The 20,500-nt window shown below is 69.3% G+C and carries 18 protein-coding genes and 1 tRNA gene; 17 read left to right on the top strand and 2 right to left on the bottom strand.

What is annotated here, in order from left to right; genetic code table 11:
• The first annotated feature begins 35 nt into the window (after window positions 1–35).
• The 3 genes from AB8810_RS15500 to AB8810_RS15490 are packed head-to-tail and all read left to right on the top strand — an operon-like array spanning window position 36 to window position 7,242.
• Window positions 36–5,381: a DNA repair ATPase gene (locus tag AB8810_RS15500; protein ID WP_369914127.1), complete on the top strand. Its 5,346-nt coding sequence runs from the start codon at window positions 36–38 to the stop codon at window positions 5,379–5,381.
• A complete protein-coding gene (locus tag AB8810_RS15495; RefSeq protein WP_369914126.1) occupies window positions 5,378–6,097 on the top strand; it encodes a hypothetical protein in 720 nt (239 codons plus the stop codon). The genes AB8810_RS15500 and AB8810_RS15495 overlap by 4 nt, the downstream gene beginning before the upstream one ends.
• Window positions 6,098–6,144: 47 nt before the next feature.
• Window positions 6,145–7,242 (top strand): toxic anion resistance protein, encoded by a 1,098-nt coding sequence (locus AB8810_RS15490; RefSeq protein WP_369914125.1) that lies wholly within the window; start codon window positions 6,145–6,147, stop codon window positions 7,240–7,242.
• Window positions 7,243–7,422: 180 nt separating this feature from the next.
• On the opposite strand, the gene AB8810_RS15485 is transcribed toward AB8810_RS15490, so the two are convergent.
• Window positions 7,423–8,325 carry a LysR family transcriptional regulator gene (locus tag AB8810_RS15485; protein WP_369914124.1) on the bottom strand — a complete coding sequence of 301 codons (903 nt, stop codon included), beginning with the start codon at window positions 8,323–8,325 and terminating at the stop codon, window positions 7,423–7,425.
• Between the two features lie 95 nt (window positions 8,326–8,420).
• On the opposite strand from AB8810_RS15485, the gene trpB reads away from it, so the two are divergent.
• From trpB to AB8810_RS15455, 6 genes are all read left to right on the top strand, one after another.
• A complete protein-coding gene (gene trpB, locus AB8810_RS15480) occupies window positions 8,421–9,638 on the top strand; it encodes a tryptophan synthase subunit beta (RefSeq protein ID WP_369914123.1) in 1,218 nt (405 codons plus the stop codon).
• Complete coding sequence (locus AB8810_RS15475; RefSeq protein WP_179563647.1) at window positions 9,635–9,790, top strand: hypothetical protein; 156 nt, start codon at window positions 9,635–9,637, stop codon at window positions 9,788–9,790. Before trpB ends, AB8810_RS15475 begins: the two co-directional genes overlap by 4 nt.
• Window positions 9,787–10,602, top strand: a complete 816-nt coding sequence (gene trpA / locus AB8810_RS15470; RefSeq protein ID WP_369914122.1) for a tryptophan synthase subunit alpha — start codon at window positions 9,787–9,789, stop codon at window positions 10,600–10,602. Before AB8810_RS15475 ends, trpA begins: the two co-directional genes overlap by 4 nt.
• Window positions 10,603–11,002: 400 nt before the next feature.
• On the top strand, window positions 11,003–11,893 hold the full coding sequence (accD, locus tag AB8810_RS15465; RefSeq protein ID WP_003467454.1) for an acetyl-CoA carboxylase, carboxyltransferase subunit beta: 891 nt from the start codon (window positions 11,003–11,005) through the stop codon (window positions 11,891–11,893).
• Between the two features lie 142 nt (window positions 11,894–12,035).
• The gene (gene glmM / locus AB8810_RS15460) at window positions 12,036–13,385 is read left to right on the top strand and encodes a phosphoglucosamine mutase (protein ID WP_369914121.1); all 1,350 of its coding nucleotides are present in this window, start codon (window positions 12,036–12,038) and stop codon (window positions 13,383–13,385) included.
• A gap of 114 nt (window positions 13,386–13,499) precedes the next feature.
• The gene (locus AB8810_RS15455; RefSeq protein ID WP_369914120.1) at window positions 13,500–14,438 is read left to right on the top strand and encodes an isopenicillin N synthase family dioxygenase; all 939 of its coding nucleotides are present in this window, start codon (window positions 13,500–13,502) and stop codon (window positions 14,436–14,438) included.
• Between the two features lie 121 nt (window positions 14,439–14,559).
• Here the strand turns inward: AB8810_RS15455 and AB8810_RS15450 are convergent, their stop codons facing one another.
• Window positions 14,560–15,360, bottom strand: coding sequence for an SDR family NAD(P)-dependent oxidoreductase (locus AB8810_RS15450; RefSeq protein WP_369914119.1), 801 nt, complete (start codon window positions 15,358–15,360; stop codon window positions 14,560–14,562).
• A gap of 127 nt (window positions 15,361–15,487) precedes the next feature.
• Here AB8810_RS15450 and tpiA point away from each other — a divergent pair, with 127 nt between their 5' ends.
• From tpiA to nuoE, 8 genes are all read left to right on the top strand, one after another.
• Window positions 15,488–16,243, top strand: a complete 756-nt coding sequence (gene tpiA, locus AB8810_RS15445; RefSeq protein WP_179563844.1) for a triose-phosphate isomerase — start codon at window positions 15,488–15,490, stop codon at window positions 16,241–16,243.
• 65 nt (window positions 16,244–16,308) lie between these two features.
• Window positions 16,309–16,746, top strand: coding sequence for a preprotein translocase subunit SecG (secG, locus tag AB8810_RS15440; RefSeq protein ID WP_369914118.1), 438 nt, complete (start codon window positions 16,309–16,311; stop codon window positions 16,744–16,746).
• A 48-nt stretch (window positions 16,747–16,794) separates the two neighbouring features.
• Window positions 16,795–16,879: transfer RNA gene (locus AB8810_RS15435), tRNA-Leu, on the top strand.
• Between the two features lie 106 nt (window positions 16,880–16,985).
• A complete protein-coding gene (locus AB8810_RS15430) occupies window positions 16,986–17,342 on the top strand; it encodes an NADH-quinone oxidoreductase subunit A (RefSeq protein WP_179563846.1) in 357 nt (118 codons plus the stop codon).
• A complete protein-coding gene (locus AB8810_RS15425) occupies window positions 17,333–17,887 on the top strand; it encodes an NADH-quinone oxidoreductase subunit B family protein (protein ID WP_003467428.1) in 555 nt (184 codons plus the stop codon). The genes AB8810_RS15430 and AB8810_RS15425 overlap by 10 nt, the downstream gene beginning before the upstream one ends.
• A 34-nt stretch (window positions 17,888–17,921) precedes the next feature.
• On the top strand, window positions 17,922–18,671 hold the full coding sequence (locus AB8810_RS15420) for an NADH-quinone oxidoreductase subunit C (RefSeq protein WP_369914117.1): 750 nt from the start codon (window positions 17,922–17,924) through the stop codon (window positions 18,669–18,671).
• Window positions 18,668–19,975, top strand: a complete 1,308-nt coding sequence (locus AB8810_RS15415; RefSeq protein ID WP_145700762.1) for an NADH-quinone oxidoreductase subunit D — start codon at window positions 18,668–18,670, stop codon at window positions 19,973–19,975. The genes AB8810_RS15420 and AB8810_RS15415 overlap by 4 nt, the downstream gene beginning before the upstream one ends.
• Window positions 19,972–20,499, top strand: coding sequence for an NADH-quinone oxidoreductase subunit NuoE (gene nuoE / locus AB8810_RS15410; RefSeq protein ID WP_179563848.1), 528 nt, complete (start codon window positions 19,972–19,974; stop codon window positions 20,497–20,499). Before AB8810_RS15415 ends, nuoE begins: the two co-directional genes overlap by 4 nt.
• Window position 20,500 lies beyond the last annotated feature (1 nt).

The raw sequence follows: 20,500 nt of genomic DNA, 5'->3' as shown, positions 1-20,500 counted from the left end.
GCCGGCCGTATGCAAGCCGGCAGGAGCCGTTGACGATGGCAGCAACCCAATCCCCGACCGATCCACAGCCCGAGGGCGCCAATCCGTCCCAGGTCGACCAGGCCGTCGCCCAGGGCGGCGCCTACGACGTGCTGCGCCGGCGCCTGGTCGAGCAGGGCGCGCGCCTGCACGAAGCGGTCGAGGCGCTCAACGCGCAGCGGCTGCAGGAATTCGGCGACAGCCGGCTCGAGGTGGTCGGCCGCTTCCGCATCCGCACCGAGAACAATTGCGTCGGCCGCGACATCGTGCAGGTCGGCCAGGACATGCTGCTGTTCGGCTACAACGTGTTCCTCGGGCTCAAGAACCAGACCCGCATCGAGGACGTGTTCGGCCTGTACCGGCTGGTCGAGGGCGCCGATGGCTACGACGTCAGCCCGATCGACCTGGCCGGCAGTTTCCTCGGCCAGCCCGGCTTCGTGCACGATTTCGGCGAGCTGTACGCCTACTACAAGCACGCGCGACTGCTGCAGCTGATCGTCATCGGCGGCAAGCTGCTGGCGTCGTTCCAGATCGGCGAGCGCAGCGCCGACGTGCGCGTGTTCCGCTGGGCGATCGACAGCGCCGGCGAACTGAGCTACATCGACGCGCGCGGCGAACGCGACATCGCGCTGCCGCCGCCGTTCGATTTCGAATGGACCCGCGCCACCCGCGAGATGGCGGTGAACGGCCGCCACTCGCACCTGAACATCCTCGACACCCTGTTCGTGGAAACCATCGGCGGCGACCTGACCATCAAGGTCGAGAACAACACCGAGACCGGGCAGGGCATCTACAGCGAACCGGTCGAGGACAAGACCCAGTCGCTGGACGATGCGCAGTTCGATTTCGCGCGGGTCGGCACGCTGGTCCTGCTCAAGGTGCTGCCGTACCGCGAGACGCAATGGCGCGGGCTGATCTACAACACGCTCAGCGGCCGCATCGTGCGCAACGACGCCATCGTGCAGGCCTGCGTGCAGCTGCCCGAGGACCACGGCATCATCTTCCCCGGCGGCTATTACCTGCAGAACGGCGACCACAAGGCGTTCGACGCGGCGATGGACGGCATGCAGTTCAAGCGCGCGATCCGCTCGCCCAACGGTGAGGACGTGCTGTACATCTTCTACGAGCGCGAAGGCGGCAAGTCGGCGCTGTTCGTCTACAACACTATTCGCCGCGCGCTGCAGAACCCGGTGTTCGGCCACGGCTATGCGCTGCTGCAGGACGGGCGCATGGTGCTGTTCCATGCCGAAGGCACCGAGCCGACCCGGATCCATCCGATGCAGGTCTGGCAGACCCCGTTCAGCAGCGACGAATTCGCCGCCAGGCGCGCGCCGGGCAACAGCTTCCTCGGCCGCATCGGCAACGCCGAACTGGTGCGCGGCATCTCCAACCTGTTCGGGCTGGCGCGCGCGATCGAGCACGACGAGGTCTCGGTGCAGCGCTACGAATTGCTGGTCGAGGACGCGCGGCGCCTGTTCGACGCCCACCACTGGCTGGACGACGCGCATTGCGGCGGTCTCGGCGGCGTGCTGCGCGGCATCAGCGCCACCGGCGAAGCGGTGCTGGACGAATACGAGAAGGTGCTGTCGATCCGCCAGCAGTCCGAGCAGGCGATGGCCGAAGCCGTCGCCGCGCACAAGGCGCTGCTGGCGCGGTTGCAGCCGGAGAACTGGACCGGCATCCAGGAATTCGTCGAGCCGCTCAATGCCATCGCCGCCCAGCGCGGGCATCTGTTGACGATCCGCGAATACCGTTACATCGATACCGCGGCGATCGATGCGATGGGCGCGGCGCTGCAGCAGGCGCACGAGACGGTCGGCGCGGCCACCGGCCGCTTCCTCGGCAGCGAGACCGCGCTGGCGCCGTTGAACGCGCGCCTGGCCGAACTGGACGCGGCGGCGCAAGCGGCGGTCACCGCGCGCGCGCTGTCCGAGCAGTTGCAGGCGATGCAGGCGCTGTCGAACGACCTGGATCTGCTCTCCGAGCTGATGGCCGGGCTCAAGGTCGACGACGCCACCGAACGCACCCGCGTGGTCGAAACCTTGTCCGAAGTCTATGCGCGGCTCAACCAGGCGCGCGCGCGCGCCGAGCAGCGGCGCAAGACCCTGGGCTCGGCCGAGACCGTGGCCCAGTTCGCGGCGCAGTTCGCGCTGTTCGGCCAGGCCATCACCAGCGCGCTGTCCTTGTCCACCGATCCCGAGCGCGCCGACGAGCAGCTGTCGCGGCTGCTGCTGCAGCTGGAGGAACTGGAGAGCCAGTTCGGCGAGCACGAGCAGTTCCTCGGCGACATCCTCAGCAAGCGCGAGGAACTGATCGAGGCCTTCGACAGCCACAAGCAGGCCTTGCTCGACGAGCGCCAGCGCAAGGCGCGCTCGCTGCTCGATGCCGCCACGCGCATCCTCGACGGGCTGCCCAGGCGCACCGAACGCTTCGCCACGGCGGACGAACTCAACGCCTTCTTCGCCGGCGATCCGCTGATCCTCAAGCTGCGCGAACTGGCCGAACGCCTGCGCGGCTACCGCGACAGCGTCAAGGCCGACGATGTCGAGGCGCGCCTGAAGGGCGTACGCGACCAGGCGGTACGCGCCTTGCGCGACCGCAGCGAGCTGTTCGAGTCCGGCGGCAACGTGGTCCGGCTCGGCCCGCGGCACCGTTTCAGCGTCAACACCCAGGTGCTGGATCTGACCCTGTTGCCGCGCGAGGACGGACTGGCCCTGCACCTCACCGGCACCGACTATCTGGAGCCGCTGCACGACGCCGCGCTCGACGCGACGCGCGCCTACTGGCAGGTGACGCTGGATTCGGAATCGCCGGACCTGTACCGCGGCGAATACCTGGCCGGCAGCCTGCTGGAATCCGCGCTGGCCGGCCGCGACGGACTCGACCTGCCTGGCCTGCTGCAACAGGCGGCCACGCCCGACGCGCTGGCCCGCAGCGTGCGCGATTTCGCCGCGCCGCGCTATCGCGAAGGCTACGAGCGCGGCATCCACGACCACGACGCCACGCGCATCCTGCAGGCGCTGCTGCCGCTGCACCAGGCGGCCGGCACGCTGGTGCATGCGCCGGCCGCGCGCGCGCTGGCGATGGCGTTCTGGGCCGAGCGCCAGCGCGACGACGCGGTCGCGGCGTGGGTCGCGCGCCAGGCCGGCGCCGATGCGATCTTCCGCCTGTTCGGTGCAGACGAGGGTCGCCAGGCGCTGCAGGCCGAGATGCAGCAGGCGCTGCAGCGGTTCCTCGACGACAGCCTGCTGCCGTTCGACGCCAGCCACGCCGCCGCCGCGGCTGCCTACCTGGCCGCCGAGCTGGCGCTGGGCGAGCCGACCTTCCCGCTCAGCCGCCATGCGCGCGAACTGCTCGACGCCTTGCATGCGCGGCTGGGCGAGGCCGGCCTGCGCGAGGAGTTCGAGCGCTCGCTGGAGCGCGTGCGCGGCCAGCTCGCCGCCGGCTGGGCCCTGGCCAGCCACTGGCTGCAGGGCCTGTGCCAGGATCCGCGCTTCGTCGCCTATTCCGGCTACGTGCCGGAAGCGGTGGCGATCGTACTGCTGGCGTCGCGGCTGCGCAGCCAGCACAGCGAGGTGCTGCTGATGACCACGGTGGAGGGCCTGCTCGGCGAGCATCCGCGCATCGAGGGCGGCCGCCTGACCATCGCCATCGACGATTTCCTGGCGCGCCTGCACCGCCACGAGCAGAGCTTCGTGCCGGGCTTCCGCCACTACCAGGCCTTGCGCCAGCAGGTCATCGTGCGCGAACGCGAGCAGCTGCGCCTGTCCGAGTTCAAGGCGCGGCCGCTGTCCTCGTTCGTGCGCAACAAGCTGATCAACGAGGTCTATCTGGGCGTGATCGGCGACAACCTGGCCAAGCAGATGGGCACCGTCGGCGAGAACAAGCGCAGCGACCTGATGGGCCTGTTGCTGATGATCTCGCCGCCGGGCTACGGCAAGACCACGCTGATGGAATACGTGGCCAGCCGCCTCGGCCTGGTCTTCATGAAGATCAACGGCCCGGCGCTGGGGCACGCGGTGCGCTCGCTGGATCCGGAGCAGGCGCCGGACGCCACCGCGCGGCAGGAACTGCTCAAGCTCAACCTGGCGCTGGAGATGGGCAACAACACCATGCTGTATGTCGACGACATCCAGCATACCCATCCGGAATTCCTGCAGAAGTTCATTTCGCTGTGCGACGGCACCCGCCGCATCGAAGGCGTGTGGAAGGGGCGCACCCGCACCTACGACATGCGCGGCAAGAAGTTCTGCGTGGTGATGGCCGGCAATCCGTACACCGAGTCCGGCGAGGTGTTCAAGATTCCGGACATGCTGGCCAACCGCGCCGACGTCTACAACCTCGGCGACGTGCTCGGCGGCATGGAGGACGCGTTCGTGCTCAGCTACATCGAAAACAGCCTGACCTCCAATCCGGTGCTGGCGCCGCTGGCCACCCGCGAGCTGGCCGATCTGTACCTGCTGGTCGAGCGTGCGCGCGGCAAGGAGATTTCCACCAATGCCCTGAGCCACGCCTACAGCGGCGCGGAGATCAACGAGATCGTCGCCACCCTGCAGCGCATGCTGCGCGTGCGCGACGTGGTCTACCGGGTCAACCAGCAGTACATCGCCAGCGCCGCGCAGGACGATCGCTACCGCAGCGAGCCGCCGTTCCGGCTGCAGGGCAGCTACCGCAACATGAACAAGCTGGCGGAGAAGATCTCGCCGGTGATGAACGAGGCCGAGCTGCAGCAGCTGATCTCCGACCACTACCTGGGCGAGGCGCAGTTGCTGACCAGCGGCGCCGAGGAAAACCTGCTCAAGCTGGCCGAACTGCGCGGCACGATGGGGGCCGAGGAGCTAGCGCGCTGGGAGCAGATCAAGCGCGATTTCCTGCGCAACAAGGCGATGGGCGCGGACGAGGCCGACGTCGGCGGACGCATGGTGGCGCAGCTGGCCGATATCGCCAGCGGCCTGCAGGTGCTGCGCGCCGAACCCGCATCGGCGCAGCAGCGCTGGGAGCAGATGCTGGCGCTGCTGCAGCAGGTGCTGGCCGAGCGCGAGCGTGCGCCGGCGGCACCTGCCGTTTCCGAACCCAGTTCGGCGCCGCCGCCTGTTGCTCCACCCACACCGGAACTGCAGCCCTTGCTGGACGCGTTGGCGCGCTCGCACGAAGGCCACGCCCAGGCCGGGCAGGCGCTGGCGGGCCTGGCCGAGGCGGTCCGCGCCTATCTGCGCGAGCCGGCGACGCCGGCCGCGGTCGCGCCGCGCGAGCGCCGTCCGCGTACGCTGGCCGAACGCCAACTCGACGAAGCGCTGGCGCGGCATTTCTACGGCGAAGCCGGGGCCGCGCGCGGCGACGATCCGGAGCCCGGCCCGGCGTGAGCGCGGACATCGTCCCGGCGCTGCCGCAGCCGCCTTCCTCGCCGCTGGAGATGGGCGACGCACAGGCTGCGGCAGGCTACGCGGCGCCGTTGCTGGAGGCCGTCGGCCAGGCGCTGGCGCAGCGTGACACGACACCCGATAGCGGCGCTGCGCTGGTCCGCGAGCTGGAGCACATCCAGCAGGCGCTGCAGGCGCGCGATCCGCACCGCATCCGCCGCGCCAGCGGCGTGCTCGGGCGCCTGCTCGGACGCGACCTGGAAGCGCAGGCCGAGGCCGAGACCCTGAGTTCGCAGATGGGCGTGGTGCTGCTGCGCGCCGACCAGCAGGCGCTCGGACTGCAGCAGCGTCTCGATGACCATGGCGCGATGGCGGCCGCTGCGGATGCCGGCGTCGCCGCGCTCGAACGCTGGATCGCCGCCGCGCCGGTGCCGGCCAGCGGCACGCAGCTGACCGAAGCCTGGAGCCGGCGTCTCGATCACCTGCAGCGCGTCGCCGCCGCCTGGCAACTGGAGGCCGCGCAGTGGCGCCTGCTGCAACAGCAGGGCAACGAGCTGCTGCAGCGCTATCGGCATATCCGCGAGGTGTTGCTGCCGGCATGGCGCCAGGCCGAGTCGGCGGTGCACGCGGCGCATGGCGCGGCCCATGCCACCCGCGCCGCGCAGGCGCAGCAGCGCATCCTGGCCGAAGTCCAGGCGATGCGGGCTAGACTGCGCTGAGCCTGCGCCCGAGCCGCCGCGTCCCGCTATCGAAGGAGAGAAGCACGATGACCCAGGAAAATCCGCTGCTGCCGCAGGCTGCGCCGGCCACGCCCGACGCGGCCGAGCTCAAGGCCCTGGGCCTGGTGGCCGACGACCGCGAGCAGATCGTCGCCCTGGCGCAGGGGCTGCGCGACCTGGCCCCGGGCAGCCTGCACCTGTTCGGCAGCGAGGTCGCCGCGCATACCGCCGCGTTTTCCAGCCAGTTGCTGGACCAGGTGCGCAACCGCGATCTCGAAGCCACCGGCGACAAGCTCGGCGAGGTGGTGCGGATCGCCCGCGCGCTGAAGCTGGACCAGCTCGGCGAACGCTCGCGGGTGCCGCTGATCGGCGGCCTGATCGACCGGCTGCGCGCTTCCAAGGGCGAGCTGGTGCAGAAGTTCAGCGACACCAACCGCCAGATCGAGCAGTTGCTGCGCGATGTCGGCGCGCAGCAGGCGAATCTGAGCCAGCGCGTGGGCGAGTTCGACCGCATGCACCAGATGGTGCGGGCCGAACGCCGCGAGCTGGGCCTGCACGTGGCTGCCGGCAAGCTGCGGCTGGCCGAATTGCAGCAGCAGCATCTGGCGCTGGCGGGGCAGGACGATCCGCAGGCGCGCGGCGAGCGCGCCGAGATCGACACCGCCATCCGCCTGCTCGACAAGCGCGTCGGCGACCTGCAGGTGATGCAGCATGCGGCCGACCAGGCGCTGCCGATGATCCGCCTGATCCAGGCCAACGCATTGCAGTTGATCGAGAAGTTCAACACGGTGCGCGACATCACCATCCCGTCGTGGAAGCGCCAGTTCGCGATCCAGCTGTCGCTGAGCGAGCAGCAGAACGCGGCGGCCCTGTCCAACGCCATCGACGACGCCACCAACGACATCATGCGGCGCAACGCCGAGCTGATGCGGCAGACCTCGGTGGACACCGCACGCGCCAACCAGCGCGCGGTGATCGACATGGACACGCTGCGCCACGTGCACGAGCAACTGATCGCCACGGTGGAAGAGGTGCGTGAGATCCACCGCGACGGCATGCAGCAACGGCGTGCGGCCGAGGTCGAGCTGGCGCGGTTGCGCGACGAGCTGCAGCAGCGCCTGGCGGCGCCGACCCCGGCCGGCTGAGGCGCTAGCGTCGGCCGCGCGCAGCGGCCGATGCCTTTCGCCAGTCGGCAAGCCCCTATAGGAGCGGCTTCAGCCGCGACAGACATCCGAAAACGCGTCGCTCGCTAGGCCGTCGCGGCTTCGCGTTTCCGGTAGCGTCTCCGCAACGCGGGCTGCCGGCAACCAGGCGAAAGAAGGCGCTTATCCGCCGCCCAGCCGCAACTCGCCAGCCAGCCAACGCGCCAGCGCCTGCACCCGCGGGTCCTGCGTTTCCCGGCGCGTGCACAGTGCCCACTCGCCGCCGGTCTCGGCGAAGTCCCACGGCGCCAGCAGGCGCCCGTTGGCCAGGTCGTCGGCGACCAGCGGCTGCGGCGCGATCGCCACGCCGATGCCGGCCAGCGCCGCTTCGAGCAGGTAGTACAGGTGTTCGAAACCGGTGCCGTAGCGCAGCGCGGCAGGGTCCACGCCATGCGCCTGCGCCCAGGACGGCCACGCCTGCGGGCGCGAGGCGGTGTGCAGCAGCGGTTGCTGCAGCAGCGCCGAGGGCGGGCCGGCCGCCAGCGTCTGCGCCTGCGGCAGCGCCGGGCTGAGCACCGGGCCGATCCGCTCCGGCGCCAGCACGTGCACCTGCCAGCTCTCCGGCCATGGCGCCTGGCCGAGCAGCAGCGCCGCGTCCAGCCCGTCCAGGTCGGCGCCGAACTCGCCTTCGTGTGCGGACAGGTGCAGGGTCAGCGCGGGCAGGTCGCGCTGCAGCGCCTGCAGCCGCGGAATCATCCAGCGCGCCAGGATGCTGCCCGGGCACCCGAGCACCAGGGCGCTGGGCCGTGCCGGCCGGCGCAGTTCCGCCACCGCGTCCTGCAATTGGGCGAAGGCGCCGCCGGCCGCGTCGCGCAGCCGCTCGCCGGCCGCGGTCGGGCGGATGCCGCGGCCCTCGCGCTGCAGCAGCGCCAGCCCCAGTTCCTCCTCCAGCAGCCGGATCTGGCGGCTGACCGCGCCGTGGGTGACGTGCAGTTCGGCCGCCGCGCCGCCGACGCTGCGCAGCCGCGCGGCGGCCTCGAACGCGCGCAGGGCGTTCAGCGAAGGCAGGCGGCGCAGATTGGACATGTGAGATTTCCTGACGGGTATGCTCAGACTTTATCGGTTTTTGCCGGGCGACGCGTGCGCTAAAGTGCAGGCCTGTCCTACTTGCCGTGATTGCCATGTCCTCCGTTCCCATCAGCGACTTCCACGCCTACCCCGACGCCAACGGTCACTTCGGCCGCTACGGCGGCCGCTTCGTCGCCGAGACCCTGATCGGGCCGCTGCAGGAGCTGGCCGCGGCCTACGACCAGGCGCGCCAGGACCCGGCCTTCATCGCCGAGTACGACAAGGACCTGAAGCACTACGTCGGCCGGCCCAGCCCGATCTACCACGCCGAGCGGCTCAGCCGCGAAGTCGGCGGCGCGCAGATCCTGCTCAAGCGCGAGGACCTGAACCACACCGGCGCGCACAAGATCAACAACACCATCGGCCAGGCGCTGCTGGCCAGCCGCATGGGCAAGACCCGCATCATCGCCGAGACCGGCGCCGGCCAGCACGGCGTGGCCAGCGCCACGGTGGCCGCGCGGCTGGGCCTTGAGTGCGTGGTTTACATGGGCGCCACCGACATCGAGCGGCAGAATATCAACGTCTACCGGATGCAGCTGCTGGGCGCCCGGGTGGTACCGGTGACCTCCGGCTCGGCCACGCTCAAGGACGCGCTGAACGAGGCGATGCGCGACTGGGTGACCAACGTGCAGGACACCTTCTACATCATCGGCACCGTCGCCGGCCCGGATCCGTACCCGCGCATGGTGCGCGACTTCAACGCCATCGTCGGCCGCGAGGCGCGCGCGCAGATGCTCGAGGACTACGGCCGCCTGCCGGACGCGATCAGCGCCTGCGTCGGCGGCGGCAGCAACGCCATCGGCCTGTTCCACGCCTTCCTCAACGACTCGGGGGTGAAGATCTACGGCGCCGAAGCCGCCGGCGACGGCATCGCCACCGGCCGCCACGCCGCCTCGATCGCCGCCGGCCGCCCCGGCGTGCTGCACGGCAACCGCACCTACGTGATCTGCGACGACGACGGCCAGATCATCGAGACCCATTCGGTCTCCGCCGGCCTGGACTACCCGGGCGTCGGCCCCGAGCACGCGTTCCTGTCCGACAGCGGCCGCGCGGTCTACCAGGGCATCACCGACGACGAGGCACTGGCCGCGTTCCACCTGCTGGCGCATACCGAGGGCATCCTGGCCGCGCTGGAATCCAGCCATGCGGTGGCGCAGTCGATCAAGCTGGCGCGCGAGCTGCCCAAGGACGCACTGGTGCTGTGCAACCTGTCCGGCCGCGGCGACAAGGACGTGCATACCATCGCCGCGCGCGAAGGCATGGTGCTGTGAACGAACCTGGCGACGACCGCAAGGATCGTTATCTGACTTGGCGCGACCCGCAACACGGGCTCGCGGTCCGCTACGACACCGGAGAAGGCAACGTGACATCGATGTACTGGGGAAGCTGGGACGCCGTGCAACTGGTCGAGGGCTGCGCATGAGCCGCGCCGCGAACCGCATCGCCACGCGCTTCGATGCGCTGCGCCAGGCCGGGCGCAAGGCACTGATCCCGTTCGTCACCGCCGGCGATCCGTCGCTGGAGGCGACGCTGCCGGCGATGCACGCGCTGGTCGAGGCCGGCGCCGACGTGATCGAACTGGGCGTGCCGTTTTCCGATCCGATGGCCGACGGCCCCACCATCCAGCGCAGTTCCGAACGCGCCTTGGCGCGCGGCGCCGGCCTGGCCTATGTGCTGGAAACGGTCAGCGCGTTCCGCCGCGACGACGCGGCCACGCCGGTGGTGCTGATGGGCTACCTCAACCCGGTCGAGATCCACGGCACCGCGCGTTTCGCCGAGGAGGCGGTGGCGGCCGGCGTGGACGGCGTGCTGCTGGTCGACCTGCCGCCGGAAGAGTCGGCCGAGACCCTGGCGATCTTCGCCGCCGCCGGCCTGGACCTGATCGTGCTTGCCTCGCCGACCACCAGCGCCGCGCGTATCGGCCTGTTGTGCGATGCGGCGCGCGGCTACCTGTACTACGTCAGCTTCGCCGGCGTGACCGGTGCCGATCATCTCGATACCCGCGCCGCCGGCGATCGCCTGCGCCAGCTGCGCGCGCGTTCGCCGGTGCCGGTGGTGGCCGGGTTCGGGATCAAGGACGCCGCCAGCGCCAGGGCCATGGCGGTGGACGCCGACGGCGTGGTGGTCGGCAGCGCGCTGGTCGCGGCGCTGGCCGAGGCGACGACCCAGGAGGCGGTGCGCGAACGCGCGCTGGCGTTCCTGGCGCCGCTGCGGCAGGCGCTGGACGAGGAGTGAGGGCTCGTATCCGCCGGCGGTCGGTGCCGTCCGGCGGCAAGGTCGGCAGGCGTCTGCGGTAGCGGCTCGGCTGCGGATTTTCTGGGGGCGAGAGCAGGCTGCGCGGCTTCGCCCGTACCTTGCCGCTGTGCCCGGCCCGCGCCACCAGCGCGGGCGCTTCACGGCACGCGCGCCATTGGCGCGCAGGCCGTGCCCGCCCGCCCCGCCGGGAGCGGGGAGGCAAGCCCCCGCTTGCCATGCGACCCGATTGCGCGCCGGCAACGGGGCAGGGATGTTGCGGCGCATCAACCGGCGCGGCGCGGCGGCCCGCATGACCTCGTTGCGGCGCGATATCTGGCGGCGCGCTAGACTGTCGCCCCTTGGCGGCCTGGTGGGCCGCGCGACTGGATCGTCATTCCGCATGAGTTGGCTCAGCAAATTGATGCCCTCCGGCATCCGCACCGATAGCACGCCCAGCAAGAAGCGCAGCGTTCCCGAAGGCCTGTGGGAGAAGTGCCCCAACTGCAGCGCCGTGCTGTACCGGCCGGAGCTGGAGGAGAACCTGGAGGTGTGCCCGAAATGCGGCCACCACATGGCGATCCGCGCGCGCGCGCGCCTGGCCTCGCTGTTCGATCCGGACACCACGCCGACCGAGATCGGCGCGCGCCTTGGGCCGACCGACGCGCTGAAGTTCAAGGACCAGAAGAAATACAGCGAACGCATCAAGATCTCGCAGAAGAGCACCGGCGAGTACGACGCGCTGATCGCGATGCAGGGCCTGCTCAAGGCGCAGCCGCTGGTCGCCGCCTCGTTCGATTTCGCCTTCATGGGCGGCTCGATGGGCTCGGTGGTCGGCGAGCGTTTCGCGCTGGCCGCGGAGACCGCGCTGCAGATCGGCGCGCCATTCGTGTGCTTCTCCGCCAGCGGCGGCGCGCGCATGCAGGAAGGCCTGTTGTCGCTGATGCAGATGGCCAAGACCTCGGCCGCGCTCGGCCGCCTGCGCGAAGCCGGCCTGCCGTACGTGTCGGTGCTGACCCATCCGACCACCGGCGGTGTCTCGGCCAGCTTCGCCATGCTCGGCGACATCAACATCGCCGAGCCGCACGCGCTGATCGGCTTCGCCGGCCCGCGGGTGATCGAGCAGACCGTGCGCGAGACCCTGCCGGAAGGCTTCCAGCGCTCGGAGTTCCTGCTCGAGCATGGCGCCATCGACCAGATCTGCGACCGCCGCGAACTGCGCGACCGCCTGTCCGAACTGCTGGCGATGATGATGCGCCAGCCGGCCCCGGCGAAGACCGAGGTGGTGGCATGAAGGCCGGGAATCGGGAATCGGGAATCGGGAATCGTGGTGCCGCGCGGCGGATGGATTGCGCATCGAGCGCGCGCTTCGTTGGGCCGGCGCAATTCCCGGGCTTTGCCCCATTCCCGATTCCCTATTCCCCATTCCCAGCCGCATGAGCACTCGCAAGTACTTCGGCACCGACGGCATCCGCGGCCGGGTCGGACAGGGCGCCATTTCCGCCGATTTCGTGATGCGCCTGGGCAATGCGCTGGGCCGCGTGCTCGGCGCCGGCGCCGCCGGCACTGCGCGGCCGACGGTGGTGATCGGCAAGGACACGCGCATTTCCGGCTACATGTTCGAATCGGCGCTGGAGGCCGGGCTGGTCGCCGCCGGGGCCGACGTGCAGTTGCTCGGGCCGATGCCCACGCCGGCGGTGGCGTTCCTGACCCGCACGCTCGGCGCCGATGCCGGCATCGTGATCAGCGCCTCGCACAATCCGCACTACGACAACGGCATCAAGTTCTTTTCCGCTGAGGGCGAGAAGCTCGACGACGCCACCGAGAGCGCGATCGAAGCGGCGCTCGACGCGCCGTTCGCCACGGTGGAATCCGAGCGCCTGGGCAAGGCGATGCGCGCGCGCGACGCGATCGGCCGCTATATCGAGTTCTGCAAGGCCAGCGTGCCGCGCGGTTTCGACCTGCGCGGGCTGAAGGTGGTGCTGGACTGCGCGCACGGCGCGACCTACCACATCGCGCCGCTGCTGTTCCGCGAGCTGGGCGCCGAGGTGATCGCGATCGGCGCCGCGCCGGACGGGCTCAACATCAACGCCGGGGTCGGCTCGATGCACATCGACAACCTCGCCAGCAACGTGCGCCAGCATGGTGCGCAGCTGGGCATCGCCTTCGACGGCGACGGCGACCGGGTGCTGATGGCCGACGACCAGGGCAACCCGGTCGACGGCGACGACCTGCTGTACGTGCTGGCCTGCGGCTGGCAGGCCAGCGGCCGCCTGCGCGGGCCGGTGGTCGGCACGCTGATGACCAATTACGGGCTGGAACAGGCCCTGGCCGCGCTGCAGTTGCCGTTCCTGCGGGTCAAGGTCGGCGACCGCTACGTGCACCAGGCGCTGGTCGAGCACGGCGGCGTGCTCGGCGGCGAGACCTCCGGACACATGCTCTGCCTGGACCGCGCCACCACCGGCGACGCCATCGTCAGCGCGCTGCAGGTGCTGGAGGTGCTCAAGCGCTCGCGGCAGAGCCTGCGCCAGGCGCTGCAGGGGCTGCGCAAGGTGCCGCAGCAGACCGTCAACGTGCGCCTGCAGCAAGGCGCGCGCCCGGCCGAAGCGGCCAGCGTGCAGGCCGCGCTGGCCGCGGCGCAGGCGGCGGTGCAGGGCCGCGGGCGCGCCTTCCTGCGTCCGTCCGGCACCGAGCCGGTGGTGCGGGTCACGGTCGAGGCCGACGATGCCGCGTTGATGCGCGACACCCTGGAAAAACTCGCCGAGGCGGTTCGTGACGCGGCGTGAGTCGATCGCCATCGGCATCGCGGTGGTCGTCGCCAAGGCGGCCACCTTCTACCTGCTGTACCGCCTGCTGATCTGATCGCGGCGTCTTTCCCTTTCACGACTACGGTTCCCGCCATGACTGCGCGCATCCCGACCCTGGACATCACCCGCTTCGACACCGACCGCGACGCCTTCGTCGCCGAACTGGGCGCGGCCTACCGCGAGTGGGGCTTCGCCGGCATCCGCAACCATGGCATCGCGCAGGCGCAGATCGATGCGGCCTATGGCGTGTTCAAGGCGTTCTTCGCCTTGCCGGAGGAGGTCAAGCGCAAGTACCACGTGCCCGGCAGCGGCGGCGCGCGCGGCTATACCGCGTTCGGCGTGGAGACCGCCAAGGACTCCAAGCACTTCGACCTGAAGGAGTTCTGGCACATCGGCCGCGAGATCGGCGAGGATTCCAAGTATCGCGACGTCATGCTGACGAACCTGTGGCCGAGCGAAGTGCCGGGCTTCCGCGAGCACGGCTACGGCCTGTACCAGGCGCTGGACCAGCTCGGCGCGCGCGTGCTCGCGGCGCTGGCGCTGCATATCGGCCTGCCCGAGCACTACTTCGCCGACAAGACCGATTCGGGCAACGCGATCCTGCGCCCGATCCACTACCCGCCGATCACCGCCGACGACATCCCCAACGTGCGCGCCGGCGCGCACGAGGACATCAACCTGATCACCCTGCTGGTCGGCGCCAGCGCCGCCGGCCTGGAAGTGAAGTCCAAGCAGGGCGAGTGGGTGCCGTTCACCTCCGACGCCGACACCATCGTGGTCAACATCGGCGACATGCTGCAGCGCCTGACCAACCACGTGTATCCCTCGACCACCCACCGCGTGGTCAACCCGCCGGGCGAACAGGCGCGGCAGCCGCGCTACTCGGTGCCGTTCTTCCTGCACCCGAACCCGGATTTCGTCATCGACGTGCTGCCCTCGTGCATCAGCGCCGACAACCCCAGTCGCTATCCAGAGCCGATCACGGCGCAGGGGTATCTGGAGGAGCGGTTGCGCGAGATCAAGCTGAAGTAGCTGGGAGTCGGGAATGGGGAATCGGGAATCGTAAAAGCGGGTCTCCGTGGCCGGCCTTGTTTCAGGTCTTCGGAACCCTGCGCTCTCTCCATTCCCGATTCCCGGTTCCCCATTCCCGGCTTCAATCCAACGGCCTGATCCGCTGCGAGCCGCGCCGCATCGCTTTCAGCAGCAGCGCGTTCGGCAGCAATGCGACCAGGCCCAGCAGCGCGCGGTAGAACGCGCCCGGCACCACCCGCACGTGGCCGCGCTCGGCGCCGTCGATGCCGGCGCGCGCGACCGCGGCGGCCTGCAGCCAGGCCCAGCGCGGCAGCTTGTCCATCTGTTCGCGGGTGCCGGTCACGTCGTGGAATTCGGACCAGGTGAAACCCGGGCACAGCGCGCAGACGTTGACGCCGCGGTCGGCATTTTCCAGCGCCAGCGATTCGCTGAAGCGCAGCATGAAGCTCTTCGCCGCCGCGTACAGGGTCTGCCCGTCGGCGCCGGGCACCAGCGCGGCGAACGAGGCGACGTTGAGGATGCGGCCGTGGCCGCTGGCGCGCAGCGCCGGCAACAGGCGCCAGATCAGCTCGCAGACCGCGCCGACCATCACCTGCAGGAACGCGGCGTGGGTGGCCCAGTCGCTGTCGGGAAAGCGTCCCGGCACGCCGTAGCCGGCGTTGTTGACCAGGATCCGCACCGCCAGGCCGCGCCGTTCCAGTTCGGCCACCAGCGCGGCCGGTGCCGCCGGGTCGGCCAGGTCGGCGACCACGATCTGCACCGGCACCTGCGCGCGCAATTCCTCGGCCAGCGCCTGCAGCAGCGCCTCGCGCCGCGCGCTGAGGATCAACGGCACGCCGCGGCGCGCGTATTCGCGGGCGATCTCGCGGCCGATGCCGCTGGAGGCGCCGGTGATCAGGGCATGGCCGGAAGGCTGGGGCATGGCGGTCTCGCAGAGGCGGCAGAGGATGGGGCAGGGCGGCAGCGGACGCGGCGAAGCGCGGCGGCGGTGCCGGGCCTCACCGCGCATCGGCTATCCTTTCGGCACTTTTTCGCGGGAGAACGCGCCGATGCGACGCAAGATCGTAGCCGGAAACTGGAAGCTGCACGGCAACCGCCATTTCGCCACCGCGCTGGTGCATGAGGTGGCCGCAGGCCTGCCCGCCGACGGCGTGGAGGTGGTGATCCTGCCGCCGCTGCCTTACCTGGGCGACCTGATCGAGGATTTCGAGGACCATGCGTTGCGCTTCGGCGCGCAGGACGTGAGCAGCAACGAGAAGGGCGCCTACACCGGCGAGGTGTCGGCGGCGATGCTGGTCGATGTCGGGGCCGAGTACGGCCTGGTCGGACATTCGGAGCGGCGCCAGTACCATCACGAGAACAGCGAGCTGGTCGCGCGCAAGTTCGCCGCGGCGCTGCATGCCGGGCTGATCCCGATCCTGTGCGTGGGCGAGACCCTGGAGCAGCGCGAGGCCGGCCAGACTGAATCGGTCATCGCCGCGCAGCTGGCGCCGGTGCTGGCGCTGGTCGGCGCGCAGGGCTTCGCCCAGGCCGTGGTCGCCTACGAGCCGGTGTGGGCGATCGGCACCGGGCGCACCGCCAGCCCGGCCCAGGCGCAGGCGGTACACGCCTTCATCCGTGGCGAAGTCGCCGCCCACGATGCTAGAATCGCTGATTCGCTGCCGCTCCTGTATGGGGGCAGCGTCAAGCCCGACAACGCCGCCGAGCTGTTCGCGCAGCCGGACGTCGATGGCGGGCTGGTCGGCGGCGCTTCGCTGGTCGCCCAGGATTTCCTGGCCATCGCGCGAGCGGCGGCCGCCCGTTAACCGAACGGTCGCCGTGCTGGCGGCCGCTCGCTACTCAAGTCGCAACTGTCCGGACGGATTTCGAAATGCTGATGGTCATCCTCAATGTGGTCTACGTGCTGGTGGCGATCGCGATGATCGCGCTGATCCTGATGCAGCGCGGTTCCGGCGCGGCGGCGGGGTCGGGCTTCGGCGCGGGTGCGTCCGGCACCGTGTTCGGATCGCGCGGCGCGTCCAACTTCCTGTCCAAGTCGACCAAGTGGCTGGCGGTGGTGTTCTTCGGCATCAGCCTGTTCATGGCCTGGTATGCCGGCCACAGCGCGCGCCCGGCCGCGGAGGCCAACCTCGGCGTGATGTCGCAGGCCGCGACCCCGTCGCCGGCGGCGCCGGCCGGCGAGCTGCAGATCCCGCAGGCCCCGGCCTCGACCGCGCCGGCCGCCGCCGCACCTGCCGCTGCGGTGCCCGCGCAGCAGGTGCCGGAAAATGCACAACAAAAGTCGCCTGCCCCATCGCAGAAAGACTGAAGACGGTTACAATATGTTGCGCGGCGGGATGCTGCGCGCGATACGCAAGCCCAGGTGGCGGAATTGGTAGACGCACTACCTTGAGGTGGTAGCGACTTAGGTCGTAGGGGTTCGAGTCCCCTCTTGGGCACCATTGTTTGGCTACGGTTTCTGGGCAGGAACGTCATGTTCTTGCCGGAAGATCGTCTATCCCATGCCTGCGCGGCACGCGCGCGGGCACAGGCAAGAGAGAATTGCGAGTGCTGGCCGAATATTTGCCCACCCTACTGTTTCTGATCGTGGCCACCGGAATCGGCGTCGCGCTGATGCTGGTGGGGCGGTTCCTCGGTCCCCGGCGTCCCGACGCGAAGAAGCTCTCGCCCTACGAGTGCGGCTTCGAGGCTTTCGAGGACGCGCGCATGAAGTTCGACGTGCGCTACTACCTGATCGCGATCCAGTTCATCGTCTTCGATCTGGAAATCATCTTCATCGTGCCGTGGACGCAGGTGTTCATGGACCTGGGCGCTCGCTCCCTGGTCACCATGGGCCTGTTCGTCGGCATGCTGTTCCTCGGTTTTATCTACGTGTGGAAGAAGGGAGCGCTGGAATGGGAGTGATTCAGACCCTGGATCGCCTGATGACCAACCCGATCCCGGAAGGGCGGGTGGACGACATCCTGCGTCCCGAAGGCGAGAACCCGTTGCTCGAGAAGGGCTACGTGACCACCAGCGTCGATGCGCTGCTGAACTGGGCGCGCACCGGCTCGATGTGGCCGATGACCTTCGGTCTGGCCTGCTGCGCGGTGGAGATGATGCACGCCGGCGCCGCGCGCCTGGACCTGGATCGCTACGGCGTGGTGTTCCGCCCGTCGCCGCGCCAGTCCGACGTGATGATCGTCGCCGGCACCCTGGTCAACAAGATGGCCCCGGCGCTGCGCAAGGTCTACGACCAGATGCCGGACCCGAAGTGGGTGATCTCGATGGGCAGCTGCGCCAACGGCGGCGGCTACTACCACTATTCGTATTCGGTGGTGCGCGGTTGCGACCGCATCGTGCCGGTGGACATCTACGTCCCGGGCTGCCCGCCGACCGCCGAAGCGCTGGTCTACGGCATCTTGCAGCTGCAGAAGAAGATCTGGCGAACCCAGACCATCGCGCGCTGATTCCTCTTACTTCTTAAGAGCACGCCAAGCCCCCATGGCAGAGCAAGCATCTTCCTTTAGCGACCGACTCGGCGCCCGTTTCCCCGGCAGCCAGGTGTTCGTGGTCCTCCCGCGTGGCGAAGTCACCCTGGAAGTGCCGGCCGACGCCTGGCACGCCACCTGCCTGGCGCTGCGCGACGAGTTCGGTTTCGAACAGTTGTCCGACCTGTGCGGCGTGGACTACCTGGGCTACGGCAGCGACGAGTGGGATACCGCCGACGTGTCGTCGCAGGGCTTCAGCCGCGGCGTCGAAGGCAAGGGCGTGGGCCGTTTCGCCTGGGGCGAGTTCCCCAGCGGCGAGACCGCCGGCGACATCCAGCCGCTGCCGGTGCCGCAGCAGCGTTATGCGGTGCTCGCGCAGCTGATCTCCTATCGCCACAACCAGCGCCTGCGCGTGCGCTGCTATGCGCCGAACGAGGATCTGCCGGTGGTGGCCTCGGTCACCGACATCTGGCCCGGCGCGAACTGGTTCGAGCGCGAGGCGTTCGACCTGTTCGGCGTGGTCTTTGCCGGCCACCCGGACCTGCGCCGCATCCTCACCGACTACGGTTTCGTCGGCCATCCGTTCCGCAAGGATTTCCCGCTGATCGGCAACGTCGAAGTGCGCTACGACGAAGAGAAGCAGCGCGTGGTCTACGAGCCGGTGACCTCGGTCGAGCCGCGCGTCGGCGTGCCGCGCGTGATCCGCGACGATGCGCGCTACCAGACCGCCGCGGGCGAAGCATTCAAGGAGCCCGCCAAGTGAGCGAGTACCACCAGGCGCACGACGCCTTCGCCAGCAATCCCGCCGAAGCCAGGCAGGAGATCCGCAACTACACCATGAACTTCGGCCCGCAGCATCCGGCCGCGCATGGCGTGCTGCGCCTGATCCTGGAAATGGACGGCGAGACCGTGGTCCGCGCCGATCCGCATATCGGCCTGCTGCACCGTGGCACCGAGAAGCTGGCCGAATCCAAGCCGTTCAACCAGTCGATCGGCTACATGGACCGCCTCGACTACGTGTCGATGATGTGCAACGAACACGCCTATGTGCGCGCGATCGAGACCCTGATGGGGATCGAGGCGCCGGAGCGCGCGCAGTACATCCGCACCATGTTCGACGAGATCACCCGCATCCTGAACCACCTGATGTGGGTCGGCTCCAACGGCCTGGATCTGGGCGCGATGGCGGTGATGCTGTACGCGTTCCGCGAGCGCGAAGAGCTGATGGACTGCTACGAGGCGGTCTCCGGCGCGCGCATGCACGCGACCTACTACCGGCCCGGCGGCGTCTATCGCGACCTGCCGGACCGCATGCCCAAGTACAAGGAATCGCGCTGGCACAAGGGCAATGCGCTGAAGCGGCTCAACGCCGCGCGCGAAGGCTCGCTGCTCGACTTCCTGGAAGACTTCACCAACACCTTCCCGGGCCGGGTCGACGAATACGAGACCCTGCTCACCGACAACCGCATCTGGAAGCAGCGCACCGTCGGCATCGGCGTGGTCACGCCGGAGCAGGCCTACGGCTGGAGCATGACCGGGGTGATGCTGCGCGGCTCGGGCATCGAGTGGGACCTGCGCAAGAAGCAGCCCTACGCCAAGTACGACGCGGTGGATTTCGACATCCCGGTCGGCACCAACGGCGACTGCTACGACCGCTATCTGGTGCGCGTGGCCGAGATGCGCGAATCCAACCGCATCATCCAGCAGTGCGTGAAGTGGCTGAAGGCCAATCCGGGCCCGGTGATGGTCGAGAACTTCAAGGTCGCCCCGCCCAAGCGGGCGGAAATGAAGGACGACATGGAAGCCTTGATCCATCACTTCAAGCTGTTCAGCGAAGGCTATTGCGTGCCGGCCGGCGAGACCTATTGCGCGGTCGAGGCGCCGAAGGGCGAGTTCGGCTGCTACCTGGCGTCCGACGGCGCCAACAAGCCGTTCCGCGTGCACCTGCGCGCGCCGGGCTTCGCCCATCTGTCCTCGATGGACGCGATCGTGCGCGGGCACATGCTGGCCGACGTGGTGGCGATGATTGGTACCTATGATCTGGTGTTTGGTGAGGTCGACCGATGAAGGCGACAGGTAATTTCGAAGCGGCGCGCGACGTCGATCCGATGCTGGTGCTGAGCGACAAGACGCGCGCGCACATCGATCACTGGCTGGCCAAGTTCCCGCCTGACCGCAAGCGTTCGGCGGTGCTGCAGGGCCTGCACGCCGCGCAGGAGCAGAACCAGGGCTGGTTGACCGACGAACTGATCGTCGGCGTGGCCAAGTACCTGGAGCTGCCGCCGGTGTGGGCCTACGAGGTCGCCAGCTTCTACTCGATGTTCGAGACCGAGAAGGTCGGCCGCAACAACGTCGCCTTCTGCACCAACATCAGCTGCTGGCTCAACGGCGCCGAGGACCTGGTCGCGCATGCGGAGAAGAAGCTCGGCTGCAAGCTGGGCCAGTCCACCGCCGATGGCCGCGTCTACCTCAAGCGCGAAGAAGAATGCCTTGCCGGCTGCGCCGGCGCGCCGATGATGGTGATCAACGGCCACTATCACGAGCACTTGACCAAGGACAAGGTCGACGCGCTGCTGGACGGGTTGGAGTAAC

Source organism: Xanthomonas sp. NCPPB 3005, from assembly GCF_041228095.2.
Classification (GTDB): Bacteria; Pseudomonadota; Gammaproteobacteria; order Xanthomonadales; family Xanthomonadaceae; genus Xanthomonas_A; species Xanthomonas_A bonasiae.
This window is presented reverse-complemented; position numbering and strand designations above follow the sequence as displayed.

Coding starts and splice junctions, on each gene's coding strand:
- AB8810_RS15500 (WP_369914127.1), top strand. CDS start 36: ATGGCAGCAACCCAATCCCCGACCGATCCACAGCCCGAGGGCGCCAAT.
- AB8810_RS15490 (WP_369914125.1), top strand. CDS start 6,145: ATGACCCAGGAAAATCCGCTGCTGCCGCAGGCTGCGCCGGCCACGCCC.
- AB8810_RS15485 (WP_369914124.1), bottom strand. CDS start 8,325: ATGTCCAATCTGCGCCGCCTGCCTTCGCTGAACGCCCTGCGCGCGTTC.
- trpB (WP_369914123.1), top strand. CDS start 8,421: ATGTCCTCCGTTCCCATCAGCGACTTCCACGCCTACCCCGACGCCAAC.
- trpA (WP_369914122.1), top strand. CDS start 9,787: ATGAGCCGCGCCGCGAACCGCATCGCCACGCGCTTCGATGCGCTGCGC.
- accD (WP_003467454.1), top strand. CDS start 11,003: ATGAGTTGGCTCAGCAAATTGATGCCCTCCGGCATCCGCACCGATAGC.
- glmM (WP_369914121.1), top strand. CDS start 12,036: ATGAGCACTCGCAAGTACTTCGGCACCGACGGCATCCGCGGCCGGGTC.
- AB8810_RS15455 (WP_369914120.1), top strand. CDS start 13,500: ATGACTGCGCGCATCCCGACCCTGGACATCACCCGCTTCGACACCGAC.
- AB8810_RS15450 (WP_369914119.1), bottom strand. CDS start 15,360: ATGCCCCAGCCTTCCGGCCATGCCCTGATCACCGGCGCCTCCAGCGGC.
- tpiA (WP_179563844.1), top strand. CDS start 15,488: ATGCGACGCAAGATCGTAGCCGGAAACTGGAAGCTGCACGGCAACCGC.
- secG (WP_369914118.1), top strand. CDS start 16,309: ATGCTGATGGTCATCCTCAATGTGGTCTACGTGCTGGTGGCGATCGCG.
- AB8810_RS15425 (WP_003467428.1), top strand. CDS start 17,333: ATGGGAGTGATTCAGACCCTGGATCGCCTGATGACCAACCCGATCCCG.
- AB8810_RS15420 (WP_369914117.1), top strand. CDS start 17,922: ATGGCAGAGCAAGCATCTTCCTTTAGCGACCGACTCGGCGCCCGTTTC.
- nuoE (WP_179563848.1), top strand. CDS start 19,972: ATGAAGGCGACAGGTAATTTCGAAGCGGCGCGCGACGTCGATCCGATG.